Origin of the sequence: Martinezella calliandrae, from assembly GCF_030272695.1 — a bacterium.
Classification (GTDB): Bacteria; Pseudomonadota; Alphaproteobacteria; order Rhizobiales; family Rhizobiaceae; genus Rhizobium; species Rhizobium calliandrae.
Genome location: NZ_JARFYN010000015.1, coordinates 89796 through 109978 on the forward strand (window position 1 = coordinate 89796; position 20183 = coordinate 109978).

19 protein-coding genes and 2 pseudogenes are annotated in these 20183 nt (G+C 61.3%); 12 read left to right on the top strand and 9 right to left on the bottom strand.

The window, feature by feature from the left end:
- The first annotated feature begins 33 nt into the window (after positions 1 to 33).
- Genes PY650_RS13930 through PY650_RS13955 form a run of 6 tightly spaced genes read left to right on the top strand, consistent with a single transcriptional unit; the run spans position 34 to position 5545 of the window.
- On the top strand, positions 34 to 864 hold the full coding sequence (locus tag PY650_RS13930; protein ID WP_285879887.1) for an ABC transporter permease: 831 nt from the start codon (positions 34 to 36) through the stop codon (positions 862 to 864).
- Positions 861 to 1640 carry an ABC transporter permease gene (locus PY650_RS13935; protein ID WP_285879889.1) on the top strand — a complete coding sequence of 260 codons (780 nt, stop codon included), beginning with the start codon at positions 861 to 863 and terminating at the stop codon, positions 1638 to 1640. Before PY650_RS13930 ends, PY650_RS13935 begins: the two co-directional genes overlap by 4 nt.
- Positions 1633 to 2661 carry an ABC transporter ATP-binding protein gene (locus PY650_RS13940; protein WP_285879890.1) on the top strand — a complete coding sequence of 343 codons (1029 nt, stop codon included), beginning with the start codon at positions 1633 to 1635 and terminating at the stop codon, positions 2659 to 2661. Before PY650_RS13935 ends, PY650_RS13940 begins: the two co-directional genes overlap by 8 nt.
- A gap of 4 nt (positions 2662 to 2665) precedes the next feature.
- Positions 2666 to 3589: a nucleoside hydrolase gene (locus tag PY650_RS13945; protein ID WP_285879891.1), complete on the top strand. Its 924-nt coding sequence runs from the start codon at positions 2666 to 2668 to the stop codon at positions 3587 to 3589.
- Entirely contained in the window at positions 3586 to 5373 is a 1788-nt protein-coding gene (locus tag PY650_RS13950) for an adenine deaminase (RefSeq protein WP_285879892.1), read from the top strand. Before PY650_RS13945 ends, PY650_RS13950 begins: the two co-directional genes overlap by 4 nt.
- Before the next feature lie 28 nt (positions 5374 to 5401).
- A complete protein-coding gene (locus tag PY650_RS13955; protein WP_285879928.1) occupies positions 5402 to 5545 on the top strand; it encodes a hypothetical protein in 144 nt (47 codons plus the stop codon).
- Positions 5546 to 5633: 88 nt separating this feature from the next.
- Here PY650_RS13955 and PY650_RS13960 read toward each other — a convergent pair.
- The 8 genes and pseudogenes from PY650_RS13960 to PY650_RS13995 form a co-directional block, all read right to left on the bottom strand.
- Positions 5634 to 6044: pseudogene (locus PY650_RS13960) on the bottom strand (alpha/beta hydrolase fold domain-containing protein); the annotation flags it as partial.
- A pseudogene (locus PY650_RS37385) lies at positions 6007 to 6323 on the bottom strand (TetR-like C-terminal domain-containing protein). The pseudogenes PY650_RS13960 and PY650_RS37385, both read right to left, overlap by 38 nt.
- Positions 6295 to 6567 carry a hypothetical protein gene (locus PY650_RS13970; protein WP_285879894.1) on the bottom strand — a complete coding sequence of 91 codons (273 nt, stop codon included), beginning with the start codon at positions 6565 to 6567 and terminating at the stop codon, positions 6295 to 6297. Before PY650_RS13970 ends, PY650_RS37385 begins: the two are co-directional and overlap by 29 nt.
- 125 nt (positions 6568 to 6692) lie before the next feature.
- Positions 6693 to 7865, bottom strand: a complete 1173-nt coding sequence (locus PY650_RS13975; RefSeq protein ID WP_285879895.1) for a M20 aminoacylase family protein — start codon at positions 7863 to 7865, stop codon at positions 6693 to 6695.
- A gap of 87 nt (positions 7866 to 7952) precedes the next feature.
- On the bottom strand, positions 7953 to 9014 hold the full coding sequence (locus tag PY650_RS13980; protein WP_285879896.1) for an ABC transporter ATP-binding protein: 1062 nt from the start codon (positions 9012 to 9014) through the stop codon (positions 7953 to 7955).
- Positions 9011 to 10600, bottom strand: coding sequence for an ABC transporter permease (locus tag PY650_RS13985; protein ID WP_432761528.1), 1590 nt, complete (start codon positions 10598 to 10600; stop codon positions 9011 to 9013). The genes PY650_RS13980 and PY650_RS13985 overlap by 4 nt, the downstream gene beginning before the upstream one ends.
- Before the next feature lie 132 nt (positions 10601 to 10732).
- A complete protein-coding gene (locus PY650_RS13990; RefSeq protein WP_285879898.1) occupies positions 10733 to 11749 on the bottom strand; it encodes an iron ABC transporter substrate-binding protein in 1017 nt (338 codons plus the stop codon).
- 119 nt (positions 11750 to 11868) lie between these two features.
- A complete protein-coding gene (locus PY650_RS13995) occupies positions 11869 to 12756 on the bottom strand; it encodes a LysR family transcriptional regulator (protein WP_285879899.1) in 888 nt (295 codons plus the stop codon).
- Between the two features lie 76 nt (positions 12757 to 12832).
- Between PY650_RS13995 and PY650_RS14000 the strand changes: the two genes are divergently transcribed.
- Together PY650_RS14000 and PY650_RS14005 are read left to right on the top strand one after the other, a co-directional pair.
- Positions 12833 to 13264, top strand: coding sequence for a CidA/LrgA family protein (locus tag PY650_RS14000; RefSeq protein WP_432761529.1), 432 nt, complete (start codon positions 12833 to 12835; stop codon positions 13262 to 13264).
- A complete protein-coding gene (locus PY650_RS14005) occupies positions 13251 to 13955 on the top strand; it encodes an LrgB family protein (protein ID WP_285879901.1) in 705 nt (234 codons plus the stop codon). Before PY650_RS14000 ends, PY650_RS14005 begins: the two co-directional genes overlap by 14 nt.
- Before the next feature lie 62 nt (positions 13956 to 14017).
- On the opposite strand, the gene PY650_RS14010 is transcribed toward PY650_RS14005, so the two are convergent.
- Positions 14018 to 15355 (bottom strand): MFS transporter, encoded by a 1338-nt coding sequence (locus PY650_RS14010; protein ID WP_285879902.1) that lies wholly within the window; start codon positions 15353 to 15355, stop codon positions 14018 to 14020.
- Between the two features lie 393 nt (positions 15356 to 15748).
- Between PY650_RS14010 and cyoA the strand changes: the two genes are divergently transcribed.
- The 4 genes from cyoA to cyoD all read left to right on the top strand — a co-directional run bounded on the left by cyoA (position 15749) and on the right by cyoD (position 20012).
- Entirely contained in the window at positions 15749 to 16831 is a 1083-nt protein-coding gene (gene cyoA / locus PY650_RS14015; RefSeq protein ID WP_285879903.1) for a ubiquinol oxidase subunit II, read from the top strand.
- 147 nt (positions 16832 to 16978) lie between these two features.
- Positions 16979 to 18982 carry a cytochrome o ubiquinol oxidase subunit I gene (gene cyoB, locus PY650_RS14020; RefSeq protein WP_285879904.1) on the top strand — a complete coding sequence of 668 codons (2004 nt, stop codon included), beginning with the start codon at positions 16979 to 16981 and terminating at the stop codon, positions 18980 to 18982.
- Positions 18983 to 18987: 5 nt separating this feature from the next.
- A complete protein-coding gene (gene cyoC / locus PY650_RS14025; RefSeq protein ID WP_285879905.1) occupies positions 18988 to 19614 on the top strand; it encodes a cytochrome o ubiquinol oxidase subunit III in 627 nt (208 codons plus the stop codon).
- Positions 19611 to 20012, top strand: a complete 402-nt coding sequence (gene cyoD, locus PY650_RS14030) for a cytochrome o ubiquinol oxidase subunit IV (protein ID WP_285879906.1) — start codon at positions 19611 to 19613, stop codon at positions 20010 to 20012. The genes cyoC and cyoD overlap by 4 nt, the downstream gene beginning before the upstream one ends.
- Positions 20013 to 20183: the final 171 nt, after the last annotated feature.

Here is a 20183-nt window from a genome sequence, read left to right on the forward strand (position 1 = left end):
TTATCCACTTCCTTTTCGTGAAGGTTAGCCTCGATGTTCCAGAATAGGGCCGAAGCTCTAGCGCTTGCCCTGCCCGCAGCGGTGTTCGTCGCGGTGGTCTTTCTTGCGCCGGTGCTGTTCCTGCTGTCGGAGGGCTTTCATATCGCCCCCGGCGGTTGGACGCTTTCGGCCTATACCGCCTTCTTCTCGGAGGCGCTGAACCAGACGGTTTTCCTGCGTACGCTGAGACTCGGCGTCGAAGTCACCGCCGTTTCGGCAGTCATCGGCTACGCGGCCGCTTTCAGCATCGTCAACCTGCCGCCGAAGGGAAAGGGCCGCATGGTCGGCCTGGTGATATTGCCGCTCATGATTTCGCCGGTGGCGCGCACCTATGCCTGGATCGTCATCCTCGGCCGCACCGGCATCGTCAATAAGGTGGTTCACGGCCTTGGTTTGAGCAGCGAGCCGCTGCGCATGCTGTTCAGTGAAACTGCCGTCTTCATCGGGCTCCTTCAGCTCTTCCTGCCGTTGATGATCCTGTCGCTAATCAGCGCGCTCGAGAACATGCCGAGGGACGCCATTCCTGCGGCACGAGTCCTCGGCGCCAACTGGTTCCAGGTATTCTGGAAAGTGGTGCTGCCGCTGACACGGGAAGGCTTGGTGATCGGTGGGACGCTGGTCTTCACCGGCTCGCTGACGGCCTATATCACGCCGGCCATTCTCGGCGGCTCAAAGGTGCTGATGCTTGAAACGCTGCTCTATCAGCGAATCTCGGTCTCCAACGACTATGTTTCTGCAAGTGTCATCGCCTTCATCCTCATCGTCATGAGTTTCGGCGCCAATCTGCTGCTGAAACGTCTTGCCACGGCGAGGAACCGGACATGATGCGCCGCCTATTTTCTCCGCTCGTCCTTTTCCTGCTGCTGGTCTTCCTGATCGGCCCGTTTATCATCATCGTCGCAGCCTCCTTGTCCGGCGGAGAGACGCTGGCCTTTCCGCCGGAGGGCCTTTCGCTGCGCTGGGTGGTGAAAGTCTTCACCGTCGACAGCTTTCGCGCCAGCTTCGCCATGTCGATGTTTCTGGCGATCGGCGGCACATTGCTTGCGCTGATCCTCGGCGTTCCGGCGGCCTACGCGCTGTCGCGCTACAAGCTGCCGGGCGGCGAAACGATCCGCACGATGGTCTCCATACCGATCATCGTGCCAGGCATCATCGTCGGCTTGGCGATCCTGCGCTACCTCGTCGTGCCCTTCTCCTTCGACATAACGCTGGCGCTGTTCTTTGCGCATACGGCGCTGGTGCTGCCCTATGCCGTGCGTGTTGTCTCGGCCAGCCTCAACAACCTGCGCTCCGATATGGAAGAGGCGGCAGTGCTCCTCGGTTCGTCGCGGCCCGGCGCCTTTTTCTGCGTGGTGCTGCCGAATATTCGCAGCGGCGTGCTCGCCGCCTTCATCCTCGGCTTCGTCACCAGTTTCAATCAGGTGCCGGTGTCGCTTTTTCTGGCCAAGCCCGGCGTGCAGACGCTGCCGATCGACATGCTCGGCTATATGGAAACAACTTACGATCCTTCCGTCGCCGCTCTTTCGGCGCTGCTCGCCTTCCTCTCTATCGGCATCGTCTTTCTTGCCGAGCGCTTCCTAGGATTTTCCCGCTATGTCTGACCCCTCCTACCTCAAGCTGGACAGGCTGACGCTCGCCTATGGCGACACGGTCGCGGTCAAGGACCTCAACCTGTCGATCGGCAAAGGCGAACTTGTGGCCCTGCTCGGCCCCTCCGGCTGCGGCAAGACGACGACGATGCGGGCGATTGCTGGGCTGCTCACGCCAGCCTCCGGCAATATCAACCTCGACGGCGCCGACATCACCCGCGTCTCGGCCAACAGGCGCGCGGTCGGCCTCGTCTTCCAATCCTACGCGCTGTTTCCACATCTGACCGTCTATGAAAACGTCGCCTTCGGCCTGCGCCTCAAGGGCATACGCGGCAATGAGCTGGACGCCCGCGTCGGTGCCGGCTTGAAATCGGTGGGGCTCGCCAGCTTCTCCGGCCGCAAACCCGCCGAATTGTCCGGTGGCCAGCAGCAGCGCGTGGCGCTGGCGCGATCCATGGTAATGGAGCCGAAGGTATTGTTGCTCGATGAGCCGCTATCCAATCTGGACGCCCGTCTGCGCCTGGAAATGCGCACCGAATTGCAGCGAGTCCAGAAGGAAACCGGCGTGACGATGATCTTCGTCACCCATGACCAGGTTGAAGCTCTGGCCCTCGCCGACCGTATCATCGTCATGCTCAACGGCGGCATCGAACAGATCGGCACGCCGGAGGATATCTACAACCGACCAATTTCGGCCTTCGTTGCCGATTTCGTCGGCTTCGAAAATGTCTTCGCTCTGGAGAACGGCAAGCTGAAGACGGCGAGCGGCGCCGTCACCCCTTCCGCTCCGGCGCCATCGTCTGCGGCGGGCCTGGCCTGGCGGCCACACACAGTGACCCTGGGTTCTGGTCCTTTCCAGGGCACCGTGCGCGGCACGTCTTTTGCGGGCAACAGCCGCGAATACCTGCTGGACACGCCGCTTGGGCCAATCAAGGCCGAAGTGGACGCGGCTGTGGCAGTGCACGCCATGGGCAGCCAGCTTGCCTTCGACCTGCCAGTCGCAGCCGCGGCATCGCTCGCGAAATACAGGTAAAGCCATGGGGATCTGGATCGATACCGATATGGGCTTTGACGATATCGCCGCCATTCTGGTGGTGGCGCATTCGAGCCTCTTGATCGACGGCGTTTCGCTGGTGAGCGGCAATGCCCCGCTTACTCAGGTGCGCGCCAATGCAGCCAGTGCCGCTGCCGCTTTCGACTGGGAATTTCCCATCCATACCGGTCGCGAATTGCCGGTGCTTTGCAAGCTGGAAACGGCGCAGCACATTCTTGGACAAAGCGGCATATCGACCACGGGCAAGAGCCTGCCGCCCGTGGGTGAACTGCCGGCAAGCGACGCCTTCACCGCCCTTTGTGATTGGCTGGAGGACGGCACGGAGCGGAAGCGCATCCTGGCGCTCGGGCCGCTTACCAATATCGCCGCGCTGGCGCTGGCCCGGCCCGACCTCACCACGCGCATTGACGAACTGACTTGGATGGGCGGCGGCGTGACCTCAGGCAATCATACCGCGTCGGCCGAATTCAACGCCTTTGCCGATCCGGAAGCACTTGCGATCGTGCTGGCCCACGGCCTACCGCTGCGGATGGTCGATCTCGATATCTGCCGAAAGGTGCTGGCGCGGCCTGACGATGTCGACCGCGTGCGCCAGGTTGGTGGCAAAAACGCTGAACTGCTCGGCGATCTCCTCGGCGGCTACGTCAACATCGCCACCAGCCGCGGCCGTCTCGCCATGGCAATCTACGATCCGACCGCCGCCGCCATCTTCATCGCGCCTGAAATAGCGCGAATCCAGCACGCTCGAATCGATGTCGAGCTGCAGGGGCAGCACACCCGCGGGCGCACCGTCGTCGAGACACGCGCCTCCCATGTCGAATTCAACGCCCATTTTGCCGCCGAGATTGACGCCGAAAAAGCGCGCGCCATTGTTTTCGAGGCAATGATCAACGAGGCACGCCGATGACCCAACATTCCCTAAGCGAGCCCGCCGATCTCAATTTGCCCGAATTGCGCGCCCATGCGGTCGCCGCTGCCCGCGGCGACGCGCCTTTCGACCTGCTGATTGTGGGCGGTCGTCTGGTCGACATGGTGACCGGCAAGATCCGCGCAGCTGATATCGGCATCGTCGGTGCGCTGATTGCGAGTGTCCATGCGCCGGGCAGTCGCGCGGATGCGGCTCAGACGATCGACGCCGGAGGCGCCTTTGTCTCCCCTGGCCTCATCGATACACATATGCACATCGAAAGCTCGATGGTGACGCCGGCGGCCTATACCGAAGCCGTGTTGCCGCACGGCGTCACGACCGTCGCCTGGGATCCGCATGAATTCGGCAATGTGCATGGTCTGGACGGCATACGCTGGGCGATCGAGGCGACGCGAGCGCTGCCGCTTCGTGTCATCCCGCTCGCGCCTTCCTGCGTGCCCTCGGCGCCCGGCCTAGAGTTGCCGGGCGCCGATTTCGATGCTTCCGCGATGGCCGACATGCTGGCTTGGCCCGAAATCGGCGGCGTCGCCGAGGTCATGACGATGCGCGGCGTCATCGACGGCGATCCGCGGGCGAGCGCGATCGTCAATGCCGGGCTGCAATCTGGCAAGCTACTATGCGGCCATGCCCGCGGGCTGGAAGGCGCCGATCTCAACGCGTTCATGGCGGCCGGCGTCTCGTCCGACCACGAACTCACCTCCGGCGCCGATCTTCTCTCCAAACTATCGGCAGGCATGACGATCGAGCTGCGCGGTTCGCACGATCATCTGCTCAAGCAATTCGTCGAGGTCATCAACAATCTCGGCTTCATGCCGCAGACGGTAACGCTCTGCACAGATGACGTCTTTCCCGACGAACTGCATTTCGACGGCGGCCTAGACGACGTTGTCCGCCGCCTGGTGCGCGACGGGCTGAAGGCCGAATGGGCGTTAAGGGCAGCGACGTTGAATGCCGCGACGCGGCTCGGTCGCCGCGATCTCGGCCTTATCGCCGCCGGCCGCCGCGCCGACATCGTGCTTTTTGAGGATCTCCACACTTTCAAAGGCATTCAGGTGATTGCCAGCGGCAAGATCGTTGCCGAGGCCGGCAAGGTCATCGGCGCGGTCGGCCAACTCGATACCACGCCGTTGCGGAATTCGGTCAAGCTTGCGCCTCTCAGCGAAGACGATTTCCGCGTGCCGGCTATCGGCAATCGCGTGCGCCTCGCAACGATCGACAAGCCACGCTTCACGCAATGGGGCGAGGTTGAAGCTGATGTGATGAACGGATTTGTGGTGCCGCCGGACGGGACCACCTTGATCGCCGTCGCGCATCGCCACGGCAAGGCAGATGGTCGACCGCGTGTCGGGTTTCTAACCGGCTGGGGCGAATGGCGCGGCGCCTTCTGCACGACGGTCTCCCATGACAGCCACAATCTCACGGTATTTGGCGGCAACATCAGGGACATGACGGTTGCGGCCAATGCCGTCATCGCCGCCGGCGGCGGCATGGCCGTTGCTTCGAACGGCCAAGTCGACATGCTGTTGCCCCTGCCCGTCTCCGGGCTGGTTGCGACAACGCCACTCGAAGAAACCGCCCAAGCCTTCCGCTCCATCCGCAAGGCGATGGAAAAAATTGTCGACTGGCGACCACCTTACCTCGTTTTCAAGGCCTGCTTCGGCGCCACGCTCGCTTGCAATATCGGGCCGCATCAGACGGATCGCGGCATTGGCGATGTCGTGACCGGCGAGGTGCTCGAAACGCCAGTCATAGCTGCGGCTTAGCCGAAGGCGGAGATCATCGAGGACTGTCTTGTCACACGCCTCGGCGCAGATGCTGTCTGACGAAACGCGTGACTTCCTCGCTCAACTCGCGATCCTCGGGCGCTCCCATAAAACCGCCATGCGGCATGGCTTCGAAGACATGGAGTTCGGCATGAATTTCTGCGCGGCGTAAGAAACGATGCATGCGTACGGCGTTGGACAGGAAAGTCTCGCGTCCCACTTTGCAGAAAAGTCGGCGGGAAGCCCTTCGAAAAGTCGCCGAAGAGCGGTGACAGATAGGGATGGGCGAGATCCGCTCCCTGCGCATAGAGCAGGTTGTTCGGCATCAGCGACCCCGGTAGCACGACATCCACCAGTCGATTGACGTGAAAGCTATCCCCCGACTCCGTCAGATCCAGTTCCGGCGAGAGAAGAACCAGCGCGGCTGGCAGCGACAAGCCTTCATCACGGGCTCGCAATGTCATCGCAGCTGCAAGATTGCCACCGACCGAAAGTCCTCCGATGACGATATTCTCCGGCCTATATTGGCTCAGCACATCGCAATAGACCATCATGCAATCGTCGAGCGCCGCCGGATAGGGATGCTCCGGCGGCAAGTTTGTCGGTGAATGGATACTAACGTCTTGATTGTTATCAAGGCGCCGCAATCGGCCAGGTTCGCAGCGCCGCATCTAGCGCATCGAGGCTTCGCGACCATGAGGCTCCGGGATCCGGAGCGCTGTGCGAGAAGCCGCCCGCCAGCTCCAGCGTCACGAACGCCATGAAGAATCCGCCCAACAGCCGGACGGCGTGAACCTGCTCGACATCCGGAAATAGCTGCGCAGGACGGCCCGCCTCATCTGCGAGATCATCGGGCCTGCGCTTCCGCTCGCCTCATCCGAAGGCAGAGGGTGTCTCGCGGCAGCGAAACGACCGGGATGCTCACGTGCATAGTCGCGATATAAGCGCAGCCAGCGCCGCCTTGCCCGTTCGGCCGGCTAGCGCTTCGGCCGAACGGGCAATTTCACTCAGCGCCAGCCGCGCGATCCTGCTTTTCAAGTCGTCGAAGCTCTCTATGTGCGAATAGAGGCTCGCCTGCTTGACGTTGAAGTGCTTTGCCAGCGCCGCTCCGGTGATGTGCGCGAACCCGATCTCGTCAGCCATCTCGGCCCCGGCCTGAACAAGCCGTTCCGCAGTCAGTCCAGCACGCGCCAATTCTTTTTCCTAATGGGCGGTAGCCTCGAGTGGACTGAGCGAACGCAAAGAGCAATCCTGATGGCGCAGGGCCCTCTCAACCTGAGCTCCGCTCGGCCTACTCCCCTGCGGAGGGAGAAGGTGTTTCACTCCACTTCCAATTCCTGCTCCACCAGCGTCGTCCAGAATGCCACGCCGGATGCGATGGTGTCGTCGTTGAAGTCATAGCCCGTGTTGTGATGCAACGCACCGTTGACGGCCGGGCCGTTGCCCAGCCAGACGTAGCAGCCGGGGGCCCTCTGGCCGAAGAAGGCGAAATCGTCGCCGGCGGTGGAGGGCGGAAAACGGGTGATAACTTTGTCGCCGAAAGCGCTCGCGGCCGCTTTCAGCGCCCGCGCGGTTGCGCCCGCATCGTTGACCACGGGCGGGATGCGGCGCTCGAACTGGTAGTCGACCGCGATGCCGTACATGGCCGCCGTACCCTGAGCCAGGCGGCCGATTTCCTGTTCGAGCTGATCACGGACTTCGGGCGTATAGGCGCGTGCTGTGCCGCCGATGTCGACCGTATCAGGAATGACGTTCAGGGCCTTGGGGTCGCCGGCCTGCAGCGAACAGGCGCTGACGACGGCAGGCTGCAGCGGATCGACAACGCGGCCGACGACGGTCTGCAGCGAGGCGAGGAACGTCGCCGCCGCTGTGATCGGATCCTTGCCAAGATGTGGCTTGGCGCCATGCGTGCCGGTGCCACGAAAGGTGATGCGCCAGCTGTCCGAAGACGCAAGCTGCGGACCTTCGACAACGGCCATCTCGTCGACGGCAAGACCGGGCATATTGTGCAGGCCGTAAACGGCGTCGCAGGGGAAGAGATCGAAGAGCCCGTCCTCTACCATGCGCCGCGCTCCGCCACGGCCTTCCTCGGCCGGCTGAAAAATGAAATGTACTGTGCCGGAAAAGCCGCGGGTGGCGGCCAGATACCGGGCGGCACCAAGAAGCATCGTGGTGTGGCCGTCATGGCCACAGGCATGCATCTTGCCGGGAATGGTGGATTTATGGGGCCGGTTGCCCTTCTCCGGCATGGCGAGGGCATCCATGTCGGCGCGAAGGCCGATACGGCGGGTGCCGTTGCCGACCTGCAAAGTACCGACGACGCCGGTCTTGCCGAGGCCGCGATGGACCGTGATGCCCGCTTCCGCGAGCAATGTCGCAACGATACCGCTGGTGCGCTCCTCCTCGAACCCAAGTTCGGGGTGAGCGTGCAGGTTATGGCGGAGGGATGTCAGGAACGGCAGGTCCTGGGCAAACTGCTCGGGGAGAGACATGGGGATTCCTTCGGCATCGGAGACGATCGCCAGGCGGCGATCATTCCTTTCTTTCCGAAAGGAACGACGGTTTCAACTGGAAAGAGGTTATCTGCCCGTCGCATCGAAGACATGCGCCTTGCCGAGCACACTGACATGAACGGTGCTGCCGATCTCCGGCAGGCCGACGCTGGAACTTTTGATAGAGAGCGGTGCCGCGCCTGCGGCTTTGGCAAGGGTAAGCGTCACCGTGCAGACCGCGCCGCCGAATTCGACGTCGATGACGTTGGCGGCGCATATGGCGTCAGAAGCTGTACCATTCGTCATGCTGAACCGCAGTTGCTCGGGGCGCAGCATGATTTCCGCTCGTCCCCGACGGCCGTTTGCGTCGGTCGGGATGCGGCCCAGCACACTATCGGCGAAACCGTCCCCAAGCTCGGCCGGCAGCAGGATGGCGTCACCCAGGAAGGTCGCCGTCTCCCGGTCGATAGGATTGAGATAGAGCGTCTGCGGCGTTCCGGCCTGCACCAATTTACCGCCCCGCAACACCGCCACTTGATCGGCAAAGGAGAGCGCTTCAGCCTGGTCGTGCGTCACCAGGATCGTGGTGATGCCGGCATTGCGCAACACGCGAGCGACGGCTTTGCGCATGTTTTCGCGCAGGCCCGTATCAAGCGCGGAAAAGGGCTCGTCGAGCAGCATCAGTCCGGGCTTGCGGCCGAGCGCGCGGGCAAGCGCCACGCGCTGCTGCTGGCCGCCCGAGAGCTGGTGCGGACGGCGGTCGAGCATGCCGCGGTCGAGCTCCACCATATCGATGAGCGCGTTGATCTCTTTGGCGCGATCTGCCTGCCCGCGCTCCATGCCGAAGCCGATATTGTCCGCCACGCTCAAATGCGGAAACAACGCGCCGTCCTGAGAAACGATGCCAATGCCGCGACGGTGGGCGGGCACTGCGGCCGGACCGTCGGCTAGCGTTTCGCCTTCCAGCATCACCTGACCGACATCCGGCATCTCGAAGCCGGCAATAATGCGCAGCAATGTCGTCTTGCCGGAGCCGGAGGGGCCGACAACGGCGGTACGGCTTCCGGCCGCGACCGTAAGGTCGATATTATCGAGCGCGTGCACCGGGCCATAGCGCTTGCTGATGTTCTTGATCGCCAGAAAAGTCATTGTCCGGCCGTCCGCTTGGATTGCACGTAGAGGAGAAGGGTGAGCGGCAGTGACAGCACCACCATCATGAAGGCATAGGGTGCGGCGGAGACATAATCGATCTCGCCGGTCAGCGACCAGAACTTTGTCGCCAGCGTCACCGTGCCATTCGGCGACAACATCAGCGTCGCCGTCAGTTCATTGGTGATGCCGAGCGCGGCAAGAGCGACGCTCGCCGCAAAACCGGGAGCGGCAAGGCGCATGGTGATCTGCCGAACCGCCTGGCCCGGCGTGCGGCCGAGCGCCATGGCGGCGCGCTCGAGCTCGACGGGGGCCTGGGCGATGCTGGAGCGCAAGCCCACCATGGCGCGCGGCAGGAACAGCAGGACATAGGCGAGAAGCAGTGTCGCAAAAGTTTGATAGAGTGGCAGGATTAGCCGCACGGTGATCGAAACCAGCGCCAGTGCGACCACGGCACCCGGCAACGATCCGACATAATAATGGCAAGCTTCCAGGATTCGCTGCAGCCGGCCTGGCGCGCGCACCGAGAGCCATGCCATCGGGGCGGCGGCTACGGTGGTCAGTAGGCCGCCCACAACAGCTAGGCCAAGGGTCTGCAGCAAAGCGGAACCGACGGCATCCATCCGCCAAATGCCGATGCCACCGAGATAAAGCCAGCGCGCCAGCGTCACGAACGGCACGCCGAGCGTAAGCGCCGCCGTTGCCAGCGGAAGCGCAATGGCCGGGACGACGAACCAGCCGAGAAGTCTCCTGTCTGCAGGGCGGGCTGCACCGGAGCCGACGCGGGCGTAACGCTCGTTGCCGCGCACCAGCACCTCGATACCGAGCAGCAAAAGACAGCAGAAAACCAGAACACCGCCGAGCATGTTGGCGGCCGGGCTGTTATAGGCGGATTGGAATTGATCCACGATCGCGGTCGAGAACGTGTCGAAGCGGATCATCACGTAGAGACCGTATTCCGCCAACAGATGCAGGCCGATCAGCAGCGAGCCGCCGCAGATGGCGAGGCGAAGTTGCGGCAGGATCGCCCGGAAGAAGACACGCCAGGGACCGAGGCCGAGCGAGGCGGCGGCATCCTCGATCGCCGGGTCGAGGCGGCGCAACGCTGCGGCCACCGGCAGATAGAGAAAAGGATAGTAGGCAAGAACGGAAACAAGCACGCCGCTCCAGAGTCCGCGCATCCCAGGCGCCAGGCTGACCCAGGCATAGCTGTGCACGAAAGCAGGCACGGCAAGCGGCGCGACCGCCAGCCAGGACCACAGGCGAGCGCCGGGGATATTCGTGCGCTCGGTCAGCCAGGCGAGCGTGACTGCAAGCAGGATGCAGAGCGGGATGGTGCAGACTTCAAGCAGGACGGTATTGGTCAGCAATTCGCCGACACGACTGCGAAAGACGAGCGCGACGACGTCGTGCCAGCCGGTCTCGACGGTGACCCAGACAATGAAGCCGAGCGGCACTAGGCTCAGAAGAGCGACGGCGGATGCGAGGGCGACGACAGAAGCATGCGGAACACGGCCGCGAGGCCCAGCCGTCCATCGCGTAGCAGCGGCCTGACCGGCCGGCGCGGCATATGTGTTCTTCTGCAGCAAAATCTCAGCTGCCTTTCACGCCCTGAATTAGGAGGGCAATCGCCACTGGAGGGCGGTTGCCTGGTTCGAAATAGCCAAATGACTATCCGCATGCCCCCCTAGCAGGGCATGCGCACCGGTTGCAAGGACTTAGATCAAACCCGCTTCCGTCATCAGATCGCTGACTTTCTTGCTGTTCAGCTTGGAAGGCTCGACCTTCGGTGCCTGCAGGTCGGCGAGCGGCACCAGCTTCGGGTTCGACTGAGCGCCGTTGCCCACCGCATATTCATAGGAATCGCCGTCGCGCAGAACGGCCTGGCCGCCCTTGCTGGTGATCCACTTTAAGAAGGCCTGGGCTTCCTTCTGATGCTGGCTGGAAGCGAGAACGCCGCCACCGGAAATGCTGACGAAAGCGCCCGGATCCTGGTTCTTGAAGTAGTGCAGCGCAACGTTCTTGCTGTTTTCAGCCGTCTTCGCCTGATCGCCGAACCAATAGTAGTGATAGATAACCGCGCCTTCGATTTCGCCCGCGTTGACAGCCTTCATGGCGACGCTGTTGCCCTTGTAGGGCGTGGCGTTTTCCTTCAGTGCTTTCAGCCAGGACTTGGTGACGTCCTCGCCCTTCAACTCGAGAAGCGCGCTGACGATTGCCTGGAAGTCGGCGCCGGCCGGCGATGCACCCCAACGGCCCTTCCACTTGGGATCGGCGAGGTCGAGCAATGACTTCGGCAAGTCGCTCTCCTTCAGCTTCGTCTTGTCATAGGCGAAAACCGTGGAGCGGGCGGCAACCCCGACCCAATTGCCATCGGCCGCCTTGAAGGTTTCCGGCACCTGCGCCAGCGTATCGGCGTTCACGGGTGCGAAAAGCTTGTTGGTGTCGACCAGCGCCATGCCCGGAGAATTTTCGGTCAGGAATACGTCGGCGGGGGATGCAGCGCCTTCTTCGACGATCTGATTGGCAAATTGCATATCGCTGCCGTTGCGGATCGTCACCTTAATGCCGGTTTCCTTTGTGAAGCCATCAGCCCAGGCCTGTGTTAGGGCCTCGTGCTGCGCATTGTAGACGACGATACTTTCGGAACCGGCGGCATTGGCTGCAAACGGAGCAGCGGCGAGGCCTGCGGCAAGCGCCAGGGCGCTGGTGAGATGGGTAAAGGATAAAGTCATAGGCGTCCTCTCGCTTGATAACCCCGTCTTTGACGGCAATGCGATAGCCTATATTTTTCTTGACTATAATTTTCAAGTTTCAGCGTGCATCTTTTTATCACAAAAGTTTGAAAAGAGAGTCAAGATTTAGAGGAAGGCTCACCACCAGCCAGATCCAGCCAGGCGCGGACGGCGTGCGAGAGATAGCCGCCGCGCCGCCAGATCCAGGCCATGTGCCACTCCATCGAAGGATCGACGACCAAGGCATGGCTGACGCCGGCGCGGCTGCGCTGTTCTGCGATCATTCGCGGCAGGAAGCCCACGCCGAGGCCGGCGGCGACCAGTTCGATAATGAAATTGATCTGACTCGAGCGCGCAACGATTTCCGGCTCGAAACCGGCGGCGCGGCATGCATCCTGGATGACGCTGTTCAACGCAAAGCCGCTTTCGAACAGGATGAAGGGATTGTCCTTGAGCCCGGCGAGCTGCGCCGTCTTGCGACCTTCGAGCGGGTGCCCTGCGGGCAGGAGCACATGTATCGGCTCCCGGCGTACGCTCTGCCATTCGAAAACCTCCGGCGCGGGCAGCAGCGAAACCCCGAGATCCACCTCTCCCGACAGCACCACCTCCTCCAGCCGCTTTGCCCCCTGCTCCACCAGCTTGATCTCGATACCGGGATAGCGGCTGCGAAAGGCGGCAAAGAGCGGGGCAAACAGCACATCGTTGCCGATTGGCGGCAGGCCGAGCCTGAGCGTGCCGCGCGAAAGCCCCCGCAACTCAGCGAGTTCAGCGACGAGATCGTCGCGACCGGCCAGAACCGCGAGAGCACGGCGATAGACCACTTCGCCGGCATCGGTCAGCGTCGTGCGATGGCCGATACGGTTGAGCAAAGGCAGGCCAAGCTCGTCCTCCAACTGACGGACGGCCTTGCTGACGGCGGATTGGGTCGTAAACACCACCTTGGCCGCTTCCGAAAAGCCGCCCTGACGCACAACTTCGACAAAAGCACGCAGTGTCCGAAGCTCCATACCTATTCCATATCAGACTGGACTTCATGAAAACAATTCATTTTTCTCATAAGTCGCAAGGATCTATATCTGCGTCATCAATCTCCCCAGGTGTTCATCGATGCGCATCGACCTGCAAAACCGCCCCGGACTGAGCCGTCTTGCCCAGATCATGCTGTTGGTCGCATTCTGGCAAGCCGGTGAGGAGATCGCGCGCGTCACTCACGCGTCTGTCCCAGGCCCGATCGTTGGCATGCTGCTGGTGCTCTGCCTCCTTGCCACCGGCAAGGTCGGTATCAGCAGCTTGCGGCGCGGTGCGGAATGGTTTCTGGCCGAAATGCTGCTGTTCTTTGTTCCGGCGGTCCTTGCGGTCCTCGATCATCGCGAGTTCATCGGCCTCATCGGATTGAAGATCATCGCCGTGATCCTGCTTGGCACGATCATCGTCATGAGTGTCACGGCGCTGGCGATCGATATTGGGTATCGGCTGATGATGCGCCGGGAAGGCCCTCGCCATGTTCTCCGCTGAAGCCGCCGCTCAGACCCTTTTCTGGCCGGTTGCGACGATCGTCCTCTATTACCTCTCGAAAGCGCTCTATCGCCGCTGGCCGGTGGTTTGGCTGTCGCCACTGTTTGCCGCGCCGGCCATCCTGGTCACGATCGCCATCGTCCTGCATGCGAGCTATCAGGACTATATGCGCGACACACGTTGGCTATTGGCACTGCTCGGCCCGGCAACCGTTGCCTTTGCCGTGCCCATCTACGAGCAGCGCGCGCTCATCAAGCGCTATTGGCCAATCCTGCTTGCCGGCGTCACCGTCGGCAGTACGACGGCAATGGTATCGGCCTGGGGGCTCGCCAGCCTCTTCGGCCTGGATGAAAGCCTGCGCCTTAGCCTGATGCCACGTTCGATCAGCACGCCTTTCGCCATGGTCGTCTCCGGCGACATCGGCGGCGTGCCCAACCTGACGGCAGTGTTCGTGGTCATCACCGGTCTTTTCGGCGCCGTCGCCGGGCAGATGTTGTTGCGCCTACTGCCGCTGCAATCCAGCATGGCGCGCGGTGCGTTGTTCGGCATGGGCGCGCACGGTGTCGGCGTCGCTAAGGCGCACGAGATCGGCCGTGAGGAGGGATCGATTGCCGGGCTGGTCATGGTGTTGGTCGGCCTGACCAATGTGCTTGCCGCACCTCTGATTGCATGGGCGATGCACGCCGCCTGACCCCAGGGAAAAAGCCGCGGCGCTGTCGCGCCGCCGCTCTTCTTGATGCTCCAAGAGTTCGATCAGTTGTCGCGGGTCTCGAGCGTCTTGCTGAAGAAGATCGCAACGAGCGTGCAGACGACGCCGGAAAGCAGGTAGAGGCTGGTATAGACCAGGCCGAACTGGCTGGAGAGGGCTAGCGCGACGAAGGGCGCAAAGCCGGCGCCGATCAGCCAGGAGAGGTCCGAGGTCAATGCCGAGCCGCTGTAACGATAGTTCCGGCTGAAGCGCGAGGCGCTGGCGCCAGCAGCCTGGCCGAAGGAGAGGCCAAGCAGCGTGAAGCCGAGAACCACGTAGATATGACGGCCGGTAACACCGCCGTCGAGCAGCCAGGGCGCGACGAAAGCGAAGATCGCGATCAATACGGCGCCGACGGCAAGCTGGTTGCGGCGGCCGATACGGTCCGCGAGCAGCCCGGAACAGACGATCGCGACGATACCACAGATCGCGCCGAGGAACTCCACCAACAGGAACGAACCTGGGGTCTGCGCGCTGTAAAGCGTTACCCAGCCAAGCGGGAAGACCGTGACCAGATGGAAGGTCGCGAAGCTTGCGAGCGGCACGAAAGCGCCAATCAGCACATCGCGGCCATGCACGCGCAGCAGCTCGGACATTCTGACCGGCTCCAGCTCATGGCGCTCCAGCAGCGCGCCGAATTCCGGCGTGGCGACCAGACGAAGCCGGGCGAAGAGGGCCACGACATTGACCATGAAGGCGCAGAAGAACGGGTAGCGCCAACCAAACTCCAGGAAATCGACCGTCGAGAGGTTTGCAACGAAATATGCGAAAAGAGCACTCGCCAGCATGAAGCCGATCGGCGCGCCGAGCTGCGGGATCATCGCATACCAACCGCGACGATTGGTCGGCGCGTTCAGCGCCAGCAGAGAGGCAAGACCGTCCCAGGCGCCGCCGAGCGCAAGGCCCTGACAGATGCGCAGGATCGAAAGCAGGATGATTGCATAGACGCCGACGTCGTTGAATCCAGGCAGGAAGCTCATTGCCGCCGTGGACCCACCGAGTAGAACCATTGCGATCGTCAGCTTGACACCGCGGCCATAGTTGCGGTCGATCGCCATGAAGATGAACGAGCCGACGGGACGGGCGATGAAGGCAAGCGAAAAAACCAAAAAAGAAAGCAGCGTTCCGGGCAGCGGATCGACGAAGGGGAAAATCAACTTCGGGAAAACCAAGACCGATGCGATGGCGTAGACGAAGAAATCGAAAAACTCGGACGTGCGACCGATGATCACGCCGATGGCAATACTGCCTGGGTCGACAGCGGCGCGAGCATGCATTTCGCGGGCGTCGCGTTCTAAACCTGCAGATGTTGGGTTTAATGATTCATGCGAGACGCTGACCATATGCGGGAGCCTCCTTCTCCGGACGCAAACTCCTCCACGAATTCGCGTACAGATAAGATGTTTATCAAACTTGCGGACTTATCAAGTCTCGCGCGTGGATTAATTCGCAAATTGGCGGTCTGGCGGGGTCAAATTCGGCCTTTGTAACGACGATGCGGGGTTGACGTGCTGCCGACGGTAGCCATATCCACCGATCTCGGTATATTAGCCACAACAAAAGCAACCGGCCGTTGGAAAAACCTACTGGATTTCTCAGGATTTTCCCGATAGGCGAAGTTGCGCGCGATACCGCATTGCACCCAAGCTTGCTGCGGTGCGACGAAACACCTCATACCGTTCACGACCGCCGTCCTTTAGTCGCGGTATGGTCAATAACAAAAAGAGCTTTGAGACGTGCTAAGACTATCGAAGATTTTCAGCCGCTTATCTGTCCTCCCGCTGATGTTGTCGCTCGCAGGCTGCAACATGGTGGTGATGGCTCCCTCCGGCGATGTCGCCGTGCAGCAGCGCGACCTTATCGTCGTCTCAACGGTTCTGATGCTGATCATCATCATACCCGTGATCTTCCTCACGCTGTTCTTCGCGTGGAAATATCGCCAATCGAACAACGCTGCACCCTATGATCCCGAATGGCATCATTCCACGCGTCTGGAACTGGTGATCTGGTCGGCGCCGCTGGCGATCATTATCGCGCTCGGCGCGGTGACCTGGATCAGCACCCACAAGTTGGACCCGTTTCGGCCCCTCGATCGCCTTCGCGAAGGCAAGCCGGTAACCACCACCACGAGGGCGCTCAATGTCGAAGTCGTGGCGCTCGATTGGAAATGGCTATTCTTCTATCCCGATCTTGGCATCGCCACGGTCAACGAACTTGCCGCGCCCGTGGATGCGCCCATCAACTTTAGGATCACGGCCTCTTCGGTGATGAACTCCTTCTTCGTCCCGGCCCTTGCGGGCCAGATTTACGCCATGCCCGGCATGGAGACGAAACTGCACGCAGTCATCAACAAGCCCGGCGAATATCAGGGCCTATCGGCCAACTACAGCGGCGCAGGCTTCTCCCATATGCGCTTCAAGTTTCATGGCCTGGGCCAAGCCGATTTCGACCAATGGGTTCAGCAGGTGAAGTCGACGGGCGGACCGCTTGGCCGTCAGGAATATCTGGCGCTTGCCAAACCAAGCCAACAGGAGCCCGTGCGCCACTTCAATGCGGTCGATAGCGGCCTCTTCGAGGCCATTCTCAATATGTGCGCCGATCCAAGCAAGATGTGCATCAGCCAAATGATGGATATCGACGCCAAGGGTGGTGCTGGCAAGGATAGCCAGGAAAATCGCAAACGCTTGGTCTATGACAACCGCAACGCCGAAGCCGGCGACGTCACGCCGGCGCCGCACGACATGCAGTCCATGCCCGGCATGGACATGGGCCATGGCTCAGGCGGTTCAGCCGCCCCGGCTCCCCAGCCGAGCAACTGAACCCCGCGCACTGCTGCGCCGCGTGTCCTTGGGGGCGCGCGAAGGTCGCAGCAGAAGTTTGAAATGGCGCATGTGCCTTTCCTTAAATCCCTGCCGATTTAAGGGGCTATGCGCGGCAACAAGACATTATAAGGACAGAGGCAATCCATGTTTTCCAACCCGGACCTCTATAAATTCATCTTCGGTCGGCTGACGCTCGACCAGATTCCCTATCACGAGCCTATCCTTGTCGTGACCTTCATCGGCGTTGCCGTCGGCGGTATCGCCGTTCTCGGCCTGCTGACCTATTTCCGCCTCTGGGGCTTTCTCTGGAAGGAATGGTTCACCAGCATCGATCACAAGAAGATCGGCATCATGTATATCGTGCTGGCGCTGATCATGCTGCTTCGCGGCTTCTCCGACGCGCTGCTGATGCGTATGCAGCAGGCGATCGCCTTCAACGGCTCGGATGGCTACTTGCCGCCGCATCACTACGACCAGATCTTCACCGCCCACGGCGTCATCATGATCTTCTTCGTGGCGATGCCGTTCGTTACGGGTCTGATGAACCTTGTCGTGCCGCTGCAGATCGGTGCACGCGACGTCTCCTTCCCCTTCCTCAACAACTTCTCGTTCTGGATGACGACGGCCGGCGCCATCGTCATCATGATCTCGCTCTTCATCGGCGAGTTCGCGAAGACCGGCTGGCTGGCTTATCCGCCGCTTTCCGGCATCGCCTACAGTCCCGATGTCGGCGTTGATTACTACATCTGGGGCCTGCAGGTCGCGGGTATCGGCACGACGCTTTCGGGCATCAATCTGATCGCCACCATCGTCAAGATGCGCGCGCCGGGCATGACCTTCATGAAGATGCCGGTCTTCACCTGGACGTCGCTCTGCACCAACATCCTGATCGTCGCGAGCTTCCCAATCCTGACCGCCACGCTCGCGCTGCTCACCCTCGATCGCTACGTCGGCACGAATTTCTTCACGAACGACCTCGGCGGCAATCCGATGATGTATGTCAACCTCATCTGGATCTGGGGTCACCCGGAGGTCTACATTTTGGTGCTGCCGGCTTTCGGCGTGTTCTCGGAAGTCGTCGCCACCTTCTGCGGCAAGCGCCTCTTCGGCTACGCCTCCATGGTCTACGCCACCTGCGTGATCATGATCCTCTCCTACCTCGTCTGGCTCCACCACTTCTTCACGATGGGCTCCGGCGCCAGCGTCAACTCCTTCTTCGGCATCACCACGATGATCATCTCGATCCCGACGGGCGCGAAGATGTTCAACTGGCTCTTCACCATGTATCGCGGCCGCATCCGCTACGAGGTACCGATGCTTTGGACGGTGGGCTTCATGGTGACCTTCGTCATCGGCGGCATGACCGGCGTCATGCTCGCGGTTCCGCCGGCCGACTTCGTGCTGCACAATTCGCTGTTCCTGATTGCCCACTTCCATAACGTGATCATCGGCGGCGTGCTGTTCGGCATGTTCGCGGGCGTCAATTACTGGTTCCCGAAAGCATTCGGCTTCAAGCTGGATCCCTTCTGGGGCAAGATGAGCTTCTGGTTCTGGCAGATCGGTTTCTGGTTTGCCTTCATGCCACTCTATATCCTCGGTCTGATGGGCGTCACCCGCCGCGTGAGCCAGTTCGACGATCCGTCGCTGCAGATCTACTTCGTGATCGCAGCCTTCGGCGCCGTCCTGATTGCTATCGGCATCGCCAGCTTCCTCATCCAGCTCGCCGTCAGCTTCATGAAGCGTGAAGAGCTTCGCGACCACACCGGCGACCCATGGAACGGCCGTACGCTGGAATGGTCCACCTCGTCGCCGCCGCCTGCCTACAACTTCGCCTTCACGCCGATCGTCTACGATCACGACGCCTGGTGGGACATGAAGAACCGCGGCTACAAACGCCCGACCGAGGGCTTCATCCCGATCCACATGCCGAAGAATACCGGCACGGGCATCATCCTCGGCATTCTCTCCATCGGCTTCGCATTCGGCATGATCTGGTACATGTGGTGGCTCGCCGCCATTACCTTCGTCGCAATGATCGCCATTACGATCGGCCATACCTTCAACTATAAGCGCGACTTCTATATCCCCGCCGATGAGGTCGTGAAGACCGAAGGCGAGCGTACGAAGCTGCTCGCAGGACAGGTATAAGACCCATGACGACCCACACCGTACCTCCCAAGCATGGTGAACCCTCCGCCTTCTATCTGACGGAGGAGCATCATCCCGAAGGCAGCACGATGCTTGGCTTCTGGATCTATATCATGAGCGACTGCCTGATCTTCGCAGTCCTCTTTGCTACCTATGCCGTGCTCGGCCGCAACTATGCGGCCGGTCCGTCGCCAGCCGACCTGTTCGAGCTGCCGGTCGTCGCGCTCAACACGACGATGCTGCTGCTTTCCTCCATCACCTATGGCTTCGCCATGCTGACGATGGATAAGAACAACAAGTCGGCGACGATGTTGTGGCTGGCGATCACCGGCCTTTTCGGCGCCGCCTTCATCTATTTCGAGCTCAACGAGTTCTACCACCTGATCCTGGAAGGCGCCGGCCCGCAGCGCAGCGCCTTCCTGTCGGCCTTCTTCACGCTAGTCGGCACGCACGGCCTGCACGTCACCACCGGCATCGTCTGGCTGATCACGCTGATGGTGCAGACTAGCCGGTACGGGCTGATCGCCGAAAACAAGCGCCGTCTGATGTGCCTGTCGATGTTCTGGCACTTCCTCGACGTTGTTTGGATCGGCGTATTTTCCTTTGTCTACCTCATGGGAGTTCTCGGATGAGCTCGAACGCCAATCCTTCGCATCATTCCGCCGGCGCCCACGGTCACGACCATGGCGGCCACGAGGCCGGCCACGGCACGTTCCAGAGCTACATGACGGGGTTCGTCCTGTCCGTCATCCTGACTGCGATTCCCTTCTGGCTGGTCATGGGCAAGGTCTTCTCCGATCCGGGCGTCACCGCGGCGATCGTCATGATCCTCGGCGCGATCCAGATCATCGTGCATATGATCTACTTCCTCCACATGAACACCCGCTCGGAAGGCGGCTGGAACATGATGGCGCTGATCTTCACCATCGTGATCGTCATCATCGCCCTTTCCGGTTCGCTCTGGGTCATGCATCACCTGAATTCAAACATGATGCCCATGTCGCCCGAGGTGATGCGCAACATGCCGTAACGACGTAGCGGCGGGTATCCCGATGGATGCCCGCCGCTCTTGCCGGCGTGAGATTTTCGCCGGGTACTGTGCAGCGCGTCCGATTGGATACACAAAGTCGCAGCAGCATTTTCTAGCTGCCATGATCTGTCCGAAAACCGCTTGGCATTTTTCGGGATCATTCGACAGCGC

Coding starts and splice junctions, on each gene's coding strand:
- PY650_RS14010 (WP_285879902.1), bottom strand. CDS start 15,355: ATGGTCAGCGTCTCGCATGAATCATTAAACCCAACATCTGCAGGTTTA.
- cyoD (WP_285879906.1), top strand. CDS start 19,611: ATGAGCTCGAACGCCAATCCTTCGCATCATTCCGCCGGCGCCCACGGT.
- cyoC (WP_285879905.1), top strand. CDS start 18,988: ATGACGACCCACACCGTACCTCCCAAGCATGGTGAACCCTCCGCCTTC.
- PY650_RS13975 (WP_285879895.1), bottom strand. CDS start 7,865: ATGTCTCTCCCCGAGCAGTTTGCCCAGGACCTGCCGTTCCTGACATCC.
- PY650_RS13945 (WP_285879891.1), top strand. CDS start 2,666: ATGGGGATCTGGATCGATACCGATATGGGCTTTGACGATATCGCCGCC.
- cyoB (WP_285879904.1), top strand. CDS start 16,979: ATGTTTTCCAACCCGGACCTCTATAAATTCATCTTCGGTCGGCTGACG.
- PY650_RS14005 (WP_285879901.1), top strand. CDS start 13,251: ATGTTCTCCGCTGAAGCCGCCGCTCAGACCCTTTTCTGGCCGGTTGCG.
- PY650_RS13980 (WP_285879896.1), bottom strand. CDS start 9,014: ATGACTTTTCTGGCGATCAAGAACATCAGCAAGCGCTATGGCCCGGTG.
- PY650_RS13950 (WP_285879892.1), top strand. CDS start 3,586: ATGACCCAACATTCCCTAAGCGAGCCCGCCGATCTCAATTTGCCCGAA.
- PY650_RS13990 (WP_285879898.1), bottom strand. CDS start 11,749: ATGACTTTATCCTTTACCCATCTCACCAGCGCCCTGGCGCTTGCCGCA.
- PY650_RS13995 (WP_285879899.1), bottom strand. CDS start 12,756: ATGGAGCTTCGGACACTGCGTGCTTTTGTCGAAGTTGTGCGTCAGGGC.
- PY650_RS13930 (WP_285879887.1), top strand. CDS start 34: ATGTTCCAGAATAGGGCCGAAGCTCTAGCGCTTGCCCTGCCCGCAGCG.
- PY650_RS13940 (WP_285879890.1), top strand. CDS start 1,633: ATGTCTGACCCCTCCTACCTCAAGCTGGACAGGCTGACGCTCGCCTAT.
- PY650_RS13935 (WP_285879889.1), top strand. CDS start 861: ATGATGCGCCGCCTATTTTCTCCGCTCGTCCTTTTCCTGCTGCTGGTC.